Origin of the sequence: Segatella buccae ATCC 33574 (assembly GCF_000184945.1) — a bacterium.
GTDB lineage: Bacteria > Bacteroidota > Bacteroidia > Bacteroidales > Bacteroidaceae > Prevotella > Prevotella buccae.
Genome location: NZ_GL586311.1, coordinates 492,806 through 505,891, shown reverse-complemented (window position 1 = coordinate 505,891; position 13,086 = coordinate 492,806). Strand labels below are relative to the sequence as shown.

Here is a 13,086-nt window from a genome sequence, read left to right as displayed (position 1 = left end):
GTTGGTAATCTCGCTTATTTCTTTGTAATTTTATAGTTGAAAATCAATTAATTACAAATAATATAAGCGATGTTCTCCAATCCCGCATCCTACAACCGCTTTGTGGAACTGATGCCTCGTGTGTTCTTCCAACTTATCAGCTGCTCCCCATCACTTAAATATCCAACACCCGCTCTTCCAGAAACTCTTTCAGATCACGGTTTGAGGGTACGTTGAGCTTTTTGCGGATGTGGTTGCGCGTCACGTCGACGTTGTTCTCTGTCTTGTCGAGCAGCAGGGCGATTTCGCTCCGTTTTTTCCCCGCGAGGATGAGACGACACACGTCCGTTTCTGATTTAGTGAGACTGGGGAAGAGGCGAGCAAGAGCGCAGTCGTCCGTCAAGTGGTTCTTCAAATGCAGACGCACGGCGTTGACGAGGTTGCGCTGTGATTTCGGCTTAATCATGGAAAACAGGCGGTCGATATCCTTGGGCGACGGGTGGTCGTTGCTGCTCATGCGCAGATAGGCCTCTATTTCCCGTTCATTAAGCCTGACGGCGTGCATCAGTGCCGTCTCACGGTGGTGCAGGTCGGTATTCTCCTTCGATACGCTCATCACGTTGTATCGCAGCAGTTCGCCCAGCACGCAGAGAAAGAACTCTATGCCCAAGAAGAAACCGAAAATTTTCCATAGGGACGGCTCTTTCAGGTAGGCGGCGACGCTTCCGTACGCGACCAGACTGATGGCGGCAATCGCGAACGGCGTATACTTCACAAAACACAGCACGAGGAATACCACCGCCAGCACCGACACCATCTGGTTGAGGATGATGAGTTGAAGGAAATGCTCAGGGCGCACGTAGGCAAAATAGGCGAAGCGGCACATAATGGTGGCCTGTGCCACAAGGGATACGAGCGAGAGAGCCGCAGGTACGGACAACCTTCGGAAGAGATAGAGCGGCAGGGTCGTGAGGCACGTCGCCAGATGGACGACACTCATCGTCTGTGGCACCGCTTCCTGAGAGCCTCCCAATCCTATGAGCTGCATCATAATGACAATGACGACGATGGCGGAATGGAGCAGATAAACGATAATCTGGTGCCGCTTGAAGGTGCTCGCGGCGCGCGACCGCAGAAATGCCGAAACCTTTTCGGTGAGATAATGAGTGATCATGGTTGTCGTCTTTACTTTTTATAACGACAGCAAAGATACGTTTTTATTTTCTCTTTGTCAATCTTTTCGTTAAGTGTTTTTAAGGGGGATGTTAAGTTTTTTAAGGTGCAATGACACATTAAAATTGTCTTTCTATTAAAAAAAACAAATTCACAACTCTCTTTTTTGTTATCTTTATATAGCCTTTTGCTGTTTTTGCACAAATGTTTCTTGAGGAACAGCCCGGAAGAGAAGCATCCGGCATGCGAAATTCAAGAGACAGGAATGTGGAATGCACGACAGAGGCACGGCGAGGATGGCGCGGCTGTGTGTCCTTCCCTTTCCCCTACACTTCTGACAAACGCTCATTTTAACTTCAAATATTCAGCAAAATGAAAACAGAAAAACTCATTCCGAGACTCAGCCTTTTTATCTTTGCCATGGCACTGACCATGTCGGCATGGGCACAAAACGCCTCGGGCAACGAGGATTACCTTAACATCGCCACAAAGGAAGACTGGAAAGCGTTCGGTGACCGCGTGAGGAGCGGGGAAAGAGACCTCAATGCCAAGTTGACGGCCGACATCAACCTCGGCACGGATATTTGGAAGATAGGCAGCGAGGGCACCGGCTATTCAGGCACGTTCGACGGACAGGGGCATACGATTACGATCAACTGGAGCGACACAGCCGGTGGCTGCATGGCGCTATTCCCGTTTGTAACAGACGCCACCATCCAAAACCTGCACATCAAAGGGCAAATGACGTCTGACGATGTTCCTTTGAGCGTATTCTCTTATGAGGCGAGTGGCACGACCACTTTCTCGGGCTGCATCAGCGAGGTGAATATCACGAGCGGCAACACGAAGGACAACAGCTGCGCCGCAGGAATGGTTATCACTGCAGGCCGTGACGCCCGGCTTACCTTTAACGACTGCCTCGTGATGGGCGACATCACCGGCACGACCGCCAACAGCAAGAGAGGAATGGCGGGCTTTGTATGTTATCAAGATGACAATGCCACCTGCACCCTGACCCACTGCCTCTACCTCGGCACGAACAACGCCGACGGCGGCGGCTTCACCTTCGCCCCCAACCCCACCTTTGAGAGCTGCTGCTTCTACCTCAACGCCTGCGGCGAGCCAGATGGCATATATATAGAAGAGGATGAGCTGTTCACCGGCATTCTGGCGTGGTACCTGCAGGACTACCGCACCGACCGGTGCTATTGGGCACAGGTGTGGGCAAAATGCCGATTCTCTACCGCGAAGCCGACAAAAGCAAGACCAACTACGTGTATTACGACGTGGCGAATGAGCAGTGGGCGTGCGACGACTTCCGACTCACCGACGGCACGCTACTGCCCATCGGCCTCAACTTCACCGCAGCCAGGGTAACCTACGACCGCACGCTCTCCGTGGGGAAGGCCACGGTGTGCCTGCCCTACGAGCTTCCCATCCGGGGTTTCAAGGCCTACTTCCTCTCGGGCGGCAACGACAGTAAAGTCTACTTCGAGGAAGTAGACATGCTTGAAGCCTACTTTCCTTATCTGCTCGTGGCCGACGGCGTGGTACAGCTTGACGGCGAGAACATACAGGTGAAAGCCTTTACCCCCGAATTCATACATATGTCTACCGGCAATTATACCTTCAATGGCACAATACACAACTTCTATTTCTGGGAAGTTGACAAGCCTGCCTACATCCTGCAGAACGACGGCAAGTTCCATAAGGTAACAGGTAATCCCGCCGCCGTGATTCCTCCCTATCGTGCTTTTATCACCCGCCGCAACAGCCAAGAGGCCAAGGAACTCTCCATCATCCTCGACGGCGAGACCACCGGCATCCATGGCGTGACGGACGACGCGGCAGGCCTGAACGGCGGTCCGGTGTATGACCTTCAGGGTCGGTGTGTGGCTGACCGCCTCATGCGTCGCCAACTGCCCGCGGGCGTTTACATCGCCGGCGACCGCAAGGTAATCGTGAAATAAACCAAATGAATAACCAAGAGATAAAAACAAGAAAAATGAAAAAGTACATCAAACCGGGCATCAAGGTCAAGCGTATTGAATTGGGAAACAGTATCCTCGCCGGCTCCATCGGCGTGGGCATCGACGACGATCCCGCCACAGGACCGGCCTTGTCGAAAGGGTCTTTCTTCTCCGACGACAAAGAAGAGGGTGGCAACAGCGACCGTTCCTCGTCCTCGCTGTGGGAGGATTAAGGCTCTCTTATTTTCATCGGGAGCGCGTCCAGCAACGAGGGACGCGCTCCCCGAAAATCGAAAACTTGATGCGCCGATGGGCATGATTTATTACGTTCAGAATTGGCAAACAGACCTTATCAATTATTAACCATCAAAACAACCCGATACTCTGACGAATAAATTCCACGCTATGACAGGAAGCAAATACAGAAATGGATGTGGCAAGAGCCAAATGCAAAAACGAAACGTGATAAATCACACCCCTACGGCTCACGCCATTTACAAACGGACGATTTTATTTGCAAATATATGGAATCTTAGTGACTATTAGACCTTTTTTATGAGGGAAAAATATGTTCCTGACACGCAGCAGCTTAGACCTTTCGCTTTAATCTATTACTAACTGATACTACTTATACTTGAGTTCGGGATAAGTTTAGCATGAAAAAAGTTCCAACTGCCTTGATTTTTCCACATACACCGGCAGTGCCTCCGGCTTGTTCTCAAAGAAGCAGTATGCTGTAAGGGCAGAACACAACTTCATCATGAATCTGTGTGCAGCACTTGCTGCTTATTGTTTCTTCGACAACAAACCGGAGGCACTGCCGGTACATGTGGAGAAGTCCAGACTGTTGGAGATATTTTAAGTGAACTCTTATACCGAACTGGCGTATAATACAAAAAATCTCTGCAATTTTGTTTTCGGTAATCATTGCTTATAATGTCTGTAATTGATTACTATAAAGTTACAAAAACAAGCGAGATTACCAACTTTTTAAACAACTTTCTTATCCCGGACTGGCGTATTGGTGAAAGATGTCTCTGCAAAATGCCGGACAACGACGAATAATCTCAACAAAAACACACGCGCGAGAAATCTCCAAACAGATAGGGAAAACGGTCTTGAAAGGCCGAAAAAGTCGCTCCGACTTCCCGTTTGGGTCCTTCGGGTTTGCGAAAGGGCTACACTTGCACGCCGAAAGGGGCACAGTTGCGCTTCAACTGTGGCCCTTTTGCAAGTCCGTTCGGGATCTTTCAGACCCATTTTGGGGATAAAGCATGTGTCAATAAAATTCAACTGGCTGATTGTCAATGTCTTAAAAGTGTCGCCAAAATCGCCTATTTGCGGCCGGGCGGCTGTTCGTTGCGAATATCGCAAGCAGAGAGGCTGAAAATGAATAAATAGTTTGACAACCATTCTGCCGCGAAACATGAATTCCCCCAACACATTCGCCATCTCCCTGTCTGCCGCCTACGCCCTTGGGGAAGTCTCCCCCACTCAACATCGACTGAGCCTATATCAGGCCGTGTCGGCCGGCTTCTCCTCGTTTTCCATGCCGAAATACTCGTTGAGTTCGGCCTTGGCTGCACCGTCTGCGTTGGGCAGGTCTTTCACGATGAGCCCTTTTTCGAGCAGCAGGATGCGTGTGGAGATGTCGGCTACGAAGCTGAGGTTGTGGCTGGAGAGGATGACGGTAGTGCCGAAGTCCTTGCAGGTGTGTTCGATGAGGCGGGCGATGGTGATTTGCGACGACGGGTCGAGATAGTTGAACGGCTCGTCAAGGATGAGCACTTGAGGCCGGATGAGCATGGCCCCGATGATACCCACCTTCTGGCGGTTGCCCTCGGAGAAGTCGCGCAGGTATTTTCGCGTGCCGAGTATCTCGCCGTGCATGAGCCCTTCGAAAGTTTGCAGCCGCTGTTCGAGCGTCTCCTTGGAAATGTGGTAGACATCGGCGATGAACGAGAAATACTCCTCGGGTGTGAGATAGTCGATGAGGAAACGTCCGTCAATGAACGACCCTGTGTAGTTTTTCCACTCCTCGGTCTCGCTGACCGGCTGGCCGTTGCTCGTCACCCGCCCCTCGTCGGCCTTAATGAGGTCGACGATGAGACGCATCAGCGTGGTCTTTCCCGCCCCGTTGTTGCCCACGAGGCCTATCAGTTCGCCCGAGTGCAGTGTGAGTTCGGGTATGTCGAGCACGGTGATGCCACCGTACACCTTTTTCAAGTTTTCTATTTTTATTTCCATTGTTATGGCTGTTGGTTTGCGTGTATTTTATAGTTGGTTGTGTGCGGAAGCGTCATTCCATAAAAGTCTCCATCCGTTCATATCGCTTGGCTATGAACATGGAAGCCAGTTTGGCGATGACCGGCCGGTGGAGGGCAAAGCCCAAGAGGCTCGCGCCGAGAAGGACAAGATCGGCCTGCCACTCGCTGAGCAGTGCGAAACACACGGCTGACAGTCCGATGGGCACTAAGAAGGCGATGCCGTAGACATTGATGCGGAAGTTGGCCCCCTGATAGTTGAAGAACGCCGAGGAAAAGAGATTGAGCCGCGAGGAGAAGAGGCACGTGGGCAGCATCATGAGATTGAGCACGCCGGCGGCGAAGGCAAATGTGGCGAAAAGCGTGAGCGGCGACAGGGAATACAGGAACACGAGTGGCAGGAAGAGCATCGCCATGCCGGCATTGAGCATGGCGAAGAAGTAGAACTTGTTGCGCAACATGCGCTCTATGCTCACGGGTTTGCTCCACAGACCGTGGAAATAGTTGCCCTCCACGCCGAATGTCCACTGTCCCAGCACCAAAGAGGGGCCGCACACGGCAAATTCCAGAAAGACCAAACTGGCGACTTCGTGTTGCAATTCGCCATCCATGAAAAACATGTAGCACTGAAACAGGAATACCGCCACGATGGTTATAAACATCTGCCGCAGGCGTTTGGCCCGCAGCAGGCTGATATATTCGGTGCTGAAAAGCGAACCGTGCCCGAGACTCCGCACGTGTCCGGCGTTGCCCCTACGTTCGTCATAGCGTTTCAGCCGGAAAAGGTAGGCCATCAGTCCGGCCAGTGTGCCCAAAGCTATGACCACATAGCCGAGTGTGTGGATCCACACGTTGAGTCCTGCAAAGAGCATGATGTAGGCCCCCACAAACATGAAATAGCCCCACCAGCCCAGCACCAGCGGCCATCGGAACATCCACTCGTCGGCCTTGCGCAGGCAGGTGATGAACAGCCCGTTGACCAGCGAAGTGAGAAGGAGCAGTGCCAGCGTTGCCACACCGGGCCCCGTGGGCATGAGGAAAAACACGATGGGGATGAGCATGACCGGCACCACGAGATTCCAAAAGCTCCCAAGGTTGGTGAGCAGCAGGAAGCGGTTCCACACCTTCCCGGGCATGGGGCGCGACTTGAGATAGTCATCCGGAACGGTGACATCGTGCTTCATGAGCAGTTTTTGGATGATGTCGGGCAGCATCATGCCCACACACAGCATCAGCCCCATGCTGCCCACATCGCTCGCTCCCTGCATCTTCGACAGCGCATCGCCTGACTGCATGTAGGTTATTGTGAGTATCACGGCATAGAGGAACACGAAGTAGCAGGCCACGAATACGTTTTTCCACGAAAAACTTCGGCGTTGTTGCAGCCACCAGAGCCGCAAGAGTATCTTCATCATAACTGTTTCGGATAATCGGTTTTCAGAGTTCTGAGGTTACGGTTTTTTATCTCTGTGTCGGCAAAGATAATGAAAAAGCATGAAAGGTGCTCGCTCTGTTAAGTTTTTTTAGAGAGATAATGTGTGCTTGGAGGGTGTCCTGCGCGGGTGCGCATTTCTCCGTGGGGTGGGAGAGAGCGTTCTGCCGACAAGAGCACTTGTGTCAAAGGGATGCCGTTGATGAATTGTAAATACTTGTATGTCTGTTGGTTGAGCCATCTTCCGTATGTCAATGGCGGAGGGGGTATTGCACCTTTTCCGCCGGTAGCGTATCTTTGCATCGACGTATTACCAATACTCAAATCTGCAACTCGCGACCCTGCGGAGAGGCCAGTGGCATGGGACTTCCGGGCAGGGTCGCGTTTTTTGTGCCCTCGAGTGTGCCGCTTTGTATTTGGGAGACGGGATGGGAGAGACTTGGCCCCTACCGTAGGGCATACGCTCCATTCCCTTCCTTTTGTCCTTATTTTTCTTTCTCGATTTGCATTTCGCCCCGTTTTGTTGTATCTTTGCACAGGCAAAGGAAGCACGCGTGTGTTTCCTTTTTTCATTTCTCCAGCCCATCACTGCCCCCAAAACCCGGAAATGGCGTACCTTCCGGGCTGAATGAGCCGATGAAACGGCCTCTTTTGGATTGTCGTTCGGCCCAAACGAGCTTCCAAGTGTGGCCCTTTTGGATGATCGTTTGGGCCGGATGAGAATTTTGATGGGCCGGATGAGGAAAACAAGGCGGATAAAAACAGGCGGCCGAATGGGCGTGGAAAAATCGTGTGTAAGGCTTTTTCTCAATCTTAGTAAGTTTCGCGCTATATTATGGTATTGTTCCCCTTGTTCAGACCCCCAACCCCCTAACTTAGGGGGCTTAGGCTTTTTCGCAATCTTGGTAAGTTTTGTGCTATATGCCTTTTGCCGGTGAATTGTGCAGATTATACGAATTCATCCTCACAGTCCGTATTCGCTTTATTCGCACAATTCGCCGGCAAATGGCTTTGTCTCCGAATGACACGCGTTATCGTCTCCGCAGTATTCGCTTTGACTCGCAACGCAAAAAAGAGCGTTATTCCTTTGTTTTTCGCACGATTTAGCGTAACTTTGTATGCGAATTTTGATTTTTAAGGTATTTATCTAATTATGGCAAAAAAAGCTCTTTTGATGATTCTCGACGGATGGGGAATCGGCAAGCATGGCAAGGGTGACGTGATATACCGCACGCCGACACCTTTTCTGGATTATTTGACAGCAGTTTCAGCTCATTCGCAGTTGCGCGCTTCGGGCGAAGATGTCGGCCTGCCAGACGGCCAGATGGGCAACTCTGAGGTGGGCCACCTCAATATCGGTGCCGGCAGAGTGGTGTATCAGGATCTCGTGAAGATCAACCGCGCCTGCAAAGACGGTTCCATTCTGCAGAACAAAGAGGTGGTGGCAGCCTACAGCTATACCAAGGAGAAAGGCAAGAAACTCCACCTGATGGGACTCACCTCGACGGGTGGCGTGCATTCTTCGCTCGACCATCTCTTCAAACTCATCGAGATAGGCAAGGAATACGGCCTCAAAGACCAAGTGTTCGTGCATTGTTTCATGGACGGTCGCGACACCGACCCGAAGAGTGGCAAGGGTTTCATCGAACAAGTGCAGCAGTGCTGTGAGCAAAACGATGCCCACATTGCCCACATCATCGGCCGCTTCTATGCCATGGACCGTGACAAGCGGTGGAATCGGGTGAAAGAGGCCTACGACCTGCTCGTGAAGAACGAGGGCAAGCAGGCTACCGACATGGTGAAGGCTATGCAGGAAAGCTACGACGAGGATGTGACCGACGAGTTTGTGAAAGCCATCAACAATGCCGGCGTGGACGGCAGGATAGAGGAGGGGGATGTGGTGATTTTCATCAATTTCCGCAACGACCGTGCCAAGGAGCTCACACAGGTGCTCACGCAGCAGGACATGCCCGAGGAGGGGATGACAACCATCAAGGACCTGCAATACTACACGATGACTCCCTACGATGCCGGTTTCAAGGGTGTGCATGTGCTTTTCCCGAAAGAGAATGTGATGGACACGCTCGGCGAATATCTGTCGCGGCTGGGCAAGAAACAGCTCCACACAGCCGAGACGGAGAAGTATGCACACGTGACATTCTTCTTCAACGGCGGACGCGAGGAACCCTACGAGGGGGAAGACCGCATCTTGGTGCCGTCACCCAAGGTGGCCACCTACGACCTCAAACCGGAGATGAGTGCCTACGAGGTGAAGGACAAGCTCGTGGCAGCTATCCGCGAAGACAAGTACGACTTCATCGTGGTGAACTTCGCCAACGGTGACATGGTGGGCCACACGGGCATCTACAATGCCATCGCCAAGGCCGTTTGGGCGGTCGACCAATGTGTGCATGAAGTGATCGATGCCGCCAGAGAGACCGGCTACGAGGCTATCATCATTGCCGACCACGGCAATGCCGACAATGCCATCAATGAAGACGGTACGCCAAACACGGCCCACTCACTCAATCCGGTGCCGTTCATTTATGTGACCGATAACAACTCGGCCAAGGTGAAAGACGGACGGTTGGCCGATGTGGCTCCTTCCATTCTCCACATCATGGGCCTCGAACAGCCTGCCGACATGACGGGTGAGTGCCTGATAGAAGACAAGTAAACAATGAAATGGAGTTGCCCAAGCCTTGACCGGAACGCAACGCGGGAAACCGATTGCGCCCATGGTAAAGACTTGGGCAGATTTTTTAGAGTATGAATGTACAGATAGAACCTTCATGGCAACGGCAGCTTGGGGCGGAGTTTGAGAAAGACTATTTCGCCCGTCTCACCCATCTGGTGCGCGAGGAGTATGGCCGCTATGCGTGCTATCCGCCGGGCCGGCTGATTTTCAATGCCTTCAACCTTTGTCCGTTCGACAAGGTGAAAGTGGTCATCATCGGTCAAGACCCCTATCACGAGCCGGGGCAGGCCATGGGACTTAGCTTCTCTGTGCCGGAAAGCATCGCCATGCCCCCCTCCCTCATCAATATCTATAAGGAAATAGAGCAGGACTTGGGCAAGCCGATGCCGCACTCGGGCGACCTCACCCGTTGGGCGGAGCAGGGTGTGCTGCTGCTCAACGCCACTCTCACCGTGCGTGCCCATGAGGCCAACAGCCACCAGAGGCTGGGCTGGGCTACATTTACCGATGCCGCCATCAAGGCACTCAGCGAGGGTCGCGAGCACTTGGTGTTCATGCTGTGGGGAGGTTTTGCGCGTTCAAAAAAATATCTCATCGACCAGTCCCGCCATTGCATCCTCGAGTCGGTGCATCCCTCTCCGCTGTCGGCCAACCGTGGCGGATGGTTCGGCCAGCACCAGTTTTCGCGCTGCAATGCCTATTTGGCAGAGCAGGATATAGAACCTATAGATTGGTAGGTGAACGGGAAGGAAGAGACAATGGAAGAAAAAGAAAAGTTGATTAGGCAGACGCTCTTGTCTTACCTCATCACCTATACCATCTATGCGGTGCTCTCGTCGGTGCCCGTGTGGCTTGGTTGGTATGACTATGAAGAGGCTTTCCGGGTGTTTCTTACGCTGGCGGTGGTCGACTTTGTGGTGACGCGGTTTGGCAAGAAGTTTAACAAGAAGAAGTAAAACGATGCATCAATGACAGACAAACCGATGATGCCCATTCTGCAAGTGGGCAATGTGCTGGTCTCTCCCGACATCGTGACGGAGAGATTTTGTTGTGATTTGGAGGCTTGCAAGGGACAGTGCTGTGTGGAAGGCGATGCCGGAGCGCCTGTCACCCTTGATGAAATAGGAGGTATGGAAGACGCCCTCGATGAAGTGTGGGGCGACATGAGTGCCTCGGCCCAGTCGGTGGTTGACAGGCAGGGGGTGGCTTACACCGACCGTGACGGCGACCTCGTGACGAGCATTGTCGGCGGCAAGGATTGTGTTTTCACCTGTTATGAAGGCGGTACGTGTCTTTGTGCGCTCGAAAGGGCCTATCGTCGGGGGTGTACAAAGTTTGTGAAACCTATCTCCTGTGCGCTCTATCCCATCCGTGAGAAGCGATTGTCGGGCGGCTTTATCGGACTCAACTACAACCGGTGGGATATTTGCAAGGCAGCCGTGGCCAAGGGCAAGCAACTCGACTTGCCCATTTATAAGTTTTTGAAAGGTCCGCTTGTTCGCCGCTTTGGCGAAGAGTGGTATGCCGAATTGGAGGCTTTCGCCCGTGAGTTGGGGCGATAACCTGTGTCCGGCCGGTCGGACTTATGACCGGCGATAGGCAGAGGGGCTCATGCCTACATGTTCCTTGAAGTATTTGCCAAGGAAACTCTGGTTGGCGAATTGCAGTTCCTGCGCTATTTCCTTAATGCTTTTGGTCGTGTTTTTCAGTTGCACCCGCAGTTCCAGCGTGATGTAGTAGTCTATCCATTCGTTTGGTGTGCGGTGGCTGACCCCTTTCACCGTCTCCGAGAGATACTTCGGTGTGATGCACAGTTGCCGCCCATACCAGCTCACCCTGCGCTCACTTTTGAAGTTGGCTTCCAGCAGTTGGATAAATTTCGAGAAGATACTCTCTGCCCGGGTCAGTTTGCGTTCGGGGGTGTTCTGTATGCGGTAGATCACGTTGGATAGGTCGTAGACCACCATCCCCATGAGCATACGCACCATGTCGCGGCGGAAGTGATGATGCTTGTCATTTACTTTCTCTTTGAGCAGATGATAGTAGCTGATGATGTTTTTGGCTTCATCGTTGTGCAGGCTGCACACGGGATGGCTTCTGGAAAAAATGAACAACGACGACATCTCATGCACACCGGCTATCACTCCACGGAAGAAATCGCCGCTGATCATCACGGCTATGCCGCTGCAGTCGCGACTCATGAGGTAGTCGGCTATCACTTGCCCTTCGCTGATGATGATCATGTCGCCCGCATTCACAGTGTGTTCCACGGTGTCTATCGTGTATTGCACCTTTCCACGCAGACACAGAGCCATGAGTATGCAGTCCATTTTGCGCGGGTCAGTGGGCAAAGGCAATTCTGCCACCTCGTCAAACAGCAGCAGGTCGTTGTCCATGTAGCTGCCTTTCCTATAGAGTTTCTTCGTGTTGGTGATGTTGATGATGTCCGTTCCCTTGTCCATGTGTGTGAGAGTTTGGATGCAAAGATAGCATTATTTCCTTCTTTGACAAAATAAAGTGGGGGGAAATAGGATAGTTTTACAGGGTGTAAAGTGTCTAAAAGGAGAATCCAAAGGCGCGTTGTGGGGCTATCTCGAGTCCTTCCACGGCTTGTATCTGTTCAGGTTTGAAGTATTTGTCGCCCGTCACAGTGACTTCTTTCTGTCGGGCGATGGTGAATTTGCGACACATTTGCTCGTCCATTTCCCCGCTGCATATATAGGTCAGGCCTCCCATTTGCAGGCACTGACCCTTTCGCGCATCGCGGATGGTGAGGCGCACCCAACCGTCGAAAGCGCGTCCGAAATCGTATTGCAGACCTTGTTCGGTGGAAGTGATGCGCACGGGAGAGAGCAGGCTGACGATGCGGTAGGTGTAGGCAGCGGTTGTCAGGTCGGTGAGTGCAAGGCGCGTGTGGTCGGATGAAGGAGTGGGCCGCACCCATCCGCGCAATGAGAGCGTGGCAGCCTTCCACCTCTTGTCGTAGTCTGCAGCGGAGATTTGTTCCCCTCCGGCAGGCGTGGAAGCGGCTCCGGCTTTCTTGCAATCCCAACTCACGTCGGCCTGATGGCAGAAACTTGCCCCCCGGGGCATGGTTCCATAGTAGGTGAGTGACAGTTGTTTGTCTGAATGGAAGCCTGCAACGGGAGCATACCATACAGCAATCACGTTGGAGTCAGGCCTCAGATAGCGGGTTACATCTATGGTCAGTTGGCCTGCTGTAGGTCTGTTGATGTCGTCAGTCGGCTTGTTGCCATTGTGTGGCGGCCTGTTGGAGATTCCCCTTGCACCGCCCGCTTTTTCGTGGAGCGTCTGTGGTATGCGTTCGGTAGTGGGAAGCAGCACATCCCCCGACACATTACGCTCATTGACAAACAGCTGAAAGCGGCCTGTGCTGGCTATAGTGACAGCGGTGCGGGCAGGCCTTTGAAGGGTTACGAAGGTCTTGCGAAACCATATCTGCGACGTGTCATCTGCGGCAGGATGGCACACCCACTGCGTGCCGAACTCCTGTGCGGAGGCATGGCACATCCATAACAGCATGGCGAGAAGGGTTGAGGCACGCATGGC

The 13,086-nt window shown here is 52.6% G+C and carries 12 protein-coding genes and 2 pseudogenes; 8 read left to right on the top strand and 6 right to left on the bottom strand.

The genetic code is table 11. The features are described 5' to 3' along the window. Nucleotides 1-154: 154 nt before the first annotated feature. Nucleotides 155-1,153, bottom strand: coding sequence for a helix-turn-helix transcriptional regulator (locus tag HMPREF6485_RS02005; RefSeq protein WP_004344304.1), 999 nt, complete (start codon nucleotides 1,151-1,153; stop codon nucleotides 155-157). Nucleotides 1,154-1,524: 371 nt separating this feature from the next. Between HMPREF6485_RS02005 and HMPREF6485_RS13150 the strand changes: the two genes are divergently transcribed. The 3 genes from HMPREF6485_RS13150 to HMPREF6485_RS01995 are packed head-to-tail and all read left to right on the top strand — an operon-like array spanning nucleotide 1,525 to nucleotide 3,355. Next, nucleotides 1,525-2,529: a hypothetical protein gene (locus tag HMPREF6485_RS13150; RefSeq protein WP_004344302.1), complete on the top strand. Its 1,005-nt coding sequence runs from the start codon at nucleotides 1,525-1,527 to the stop codon at nucleotides 2,527-2,529. After that, entirely contained in the window at nucleotides 2,439-3,122 is a 684-nt protein-coding gene (locus HMPREF6485_RS14085; protein WP_169310379.1) for a hypothetical protein, read from the top strand. Before HMPREF6485_RS13150 ends, HMPREF6485_RS14085 begins: the two co-directional genes overlap by 91 nt. A 35-nt stretch (nucleotides 3,123-3,157) precedes the next feature. Further along, on the top strand, nucleotides 3,158-3,355 hold the full coding sequence (locus HMPREF6485_RS01995; RefSeq protein ID WP_036927118.1) for a hypothetical protein: 198 nt from the start codon (nucleotides 3,158-3,160) through the stop codon (nucleotides 3,353-3,355). Between the two features lie 418 nt (nucleotides 3,356-3,773). Here HMPREF6485_RS01995 and HMPREF6485_RS14300 read toward each other — a convergent pair. Beyond that, nucleotides 3,774-3,893: pseudogene (locus tag HMPREF6485_RS14300) on the bottom strand (IS982 family transposase); the annotation flags it as partial. On the opposite strand from HMPREF6485_RS14300, the pseudogene HMPREF6485_RS14520 reads away from it, so the two are divergent. Beyond that, nucleotides 3,862-3,984 (top strand): annotated as a pseudogene (locus HMPREF6485_RS14520) (IS982 family transposase); the annotation flags it as partial. The pseudogenes HMPREF6485_RS14300 and HMPREF6485_RS14520 overlap by 32 nt on opposite strands. Before the next feature lie 653 nt (nucleotides 3,985-4,637). On the opposite strand, the gene HMPREF6485_RS01980 reads toward HMPREF6485_RS14520, so the two are convergent. After that, nucleotides 4,638-5,369, bottom strand: coding sequence for an ABC transporter ATP-binding protein (locus tag HMPREF6485_RS01980; RefSeq protein WP_004344296.1), 732 nt, complete (start codon nucleotides 5,367-5,369; stop codon nucleotides 4,638-4,640). A gap of 52 nt (nucleotides 5,370-5,421) precedes the next feature. Continuing rightward, nucleotides 5,422-6,801, bottom strand: coding sequence for a DUF5687 family protein (locus HMPREF6485_RS01975; protein WP_004344295.1), 1,380 nt, complete (start codon nucleotides 6,799-6,801; stop codon nucleotides 5,422-5,424). 1,170 nt (nucleotides 6,802-7,971) lie between these two features. On the opposite strand from HMPREF6485_RS01975, the gene gpmI reads away from it, so the two are divergent. The 4 genes from gpmI (at nucleotide 7,972) to HMPREF6485_RS01955 (ending at nucleotide 11,078) form a co-directional block, all read left to right on the top strand. Beyond that, on the top strand, nucleotides 7,972-9,495 hold the full coding sequence (gene gpmI, locus HMPREF6485_RS01970; RefSeq protein ID WP_004344293.1) for a 2,3-bisphosphoglycerate-independent phosphoglycerate mutase: 1,524 nt from the start codon (nucleotides 7,972-7,974) through the stop codon (nucleotides 9,493-9,495). A 92-nt stretch (nucleotides 9,496-9,587) separates the two neighbouring features. Continuing rightward, complete coding sequence (gene ung, locus HMPREF6485_RS01965; RefSeq protein WP_004344292.1) at nucleotides 9,588-10,253, top strand: uracil-DNA glycosylase; 666 nt, start codon at nucleotides 9,588-9,590, stop codon at nucleotides 10,251-10,253. Between the two features lie 21 nt (nucleotides 10,254-10,274). Continuing rightward, complete coding sequence (locus HMPREF6485_RS01960) at nucleotides 10,275-10,472, top strand: hypothetical protein (RefSeq protein ID WP_248622195.1); 198 nt, start codon at nucleotides 10,275-10,277, stop codon at nucleotides 10,470-10,472. A 12-nt stretch (nucleotides 10,473-10,484) separates the two neighbouring features. Then, nucleotides 10,485-11,078: a DUF3109 family protein gene (locus HMPREF6485_RS01955; protein WP_004344290.1), complete on the top strand. Its 594-nt coding sequence runs from the start codon at nucleotides 10,485-10,487 to the stop codon at nucleotides 11,076-11,078. A 21-nt stretch (nucleotides 11,079-11,099) separates the two neighbouring features. Here the strand turns inward: HMPREF6485_RS01955 and HMPREF6485_RS01950 are convergent, their stop codons facing one another. Both HMPREF6485_RS01950 and HMPREF6485_RS01945 read right to left on the bottom strand, forming a co-directional pair. Beyond that, nucleotides 11,100-11,978: a helix-turn-helix domain-containing protein gene (locus tag HMPREF6485_RS01950; RefSeq protein ID WP_004344289.1), complete on the bottom strand. Its 879-nt coding sequence runs from the start codon at nucleotides 11,976-11,978 to the stop codon at nucleotides 11,100-11,102. 94 nt (nucleotides 11,979-12,072) lie between these two features. After that, nucleotides 12,073-13,083, bottom strand: a complete 1,011-nt coding sequence (locus tag HMPREF6485_RS01945; RefSeq protein WP_004344288.1) for a hypothetical protein — start codon at nucleotides 13,081-13,083, stop codon at nucleotides 12,073-12,075. Nucleotides 13,084-13,086: the final 3 nt, after the last annotated feature.

Excerpts from the sequence above, each read along its gene's own strand:
- HMPREF6485_RS01980 (WP_004344296.1), bottom strand. The coding sequence starts at position 5,369 with ATGGAAATAAAAATAGAAAACTTGAAAAAGGTGTACGGTGGCATCACC.
- HMPREF6485_RS01950 (WP_004344289.1), bottom strand. The coding sequence starts at position 11,978 with ATGGACAAGGGAACGGACATCATCAACATCACCAACACGAAGAAACTC.
- HMPREF6485_RS01975 (WP_004344295.1), bottom strand. The coding sequence starts at position 6,801 with ATGATGAAGATACTCTTGCGGCTCTGGTGGCTGCAACAACGCCGAAGT.
- HMPREF6485_RS01960 (WP_248622195.1), top strand. The coding sequence starts at position 10,275 with ATGGAAGAAAAAGAAAAGTTGATTAGGCAGACGCTCTTGTCTTACCTC.
- gpmI (WP_004344293.1), top strand. The coding sequence starts at position 7,972 with ATGGCAAAAAAAGCTCTTTTGATGATTCTCGACGGATGGGGAATCGGC.
- HMPREF6485_RS01995 (WP_036927118.1), top strand. The coding sequence starts at position 3,158 with ATGAAAAAGTACATCAAACCGGGCATCAAGGTCAAGCGTATTGAATTG.
- HMPREF6485_RS02005 (WP_004344304.1), bottom strand. The coding sequence starts at position 1,153 with ATGATCACTCATTATCTCACCGAAAAGGTTTCGGCATTTCTGCGGTCG.
- ung (WP_004344292.1), top strand. The coding sequence starts at position 9,588 with ATGAATGTACAGATAGAACCTTCATGGCAACGGCAGCTTGGGGCGGAG.
- HMPREF6485_RS01945 (WP_004344288.1), bottom strand. The coding sequence starts at position 13,083 with ATGCGTGCCTCAACCCTTCTCGCCATGCTGTTATGGATGTGCCATGCC.
- HMPREF6485_RS01955 (WP_004344290.1), top strand. The coding sequence starts at position 10,485 with ATGACAGACAAACCGATGATGCCCATTCTGCAAGTGGGCAATGTGCTG.
- HMPREF6485_RS13150 (WP_004344302.1), top strand. The coding sequence starts at position 1,525 with ATGAAAACAGAAAAACTCATTCCGAGACTCAGCCTTTTTATCTTTGCC.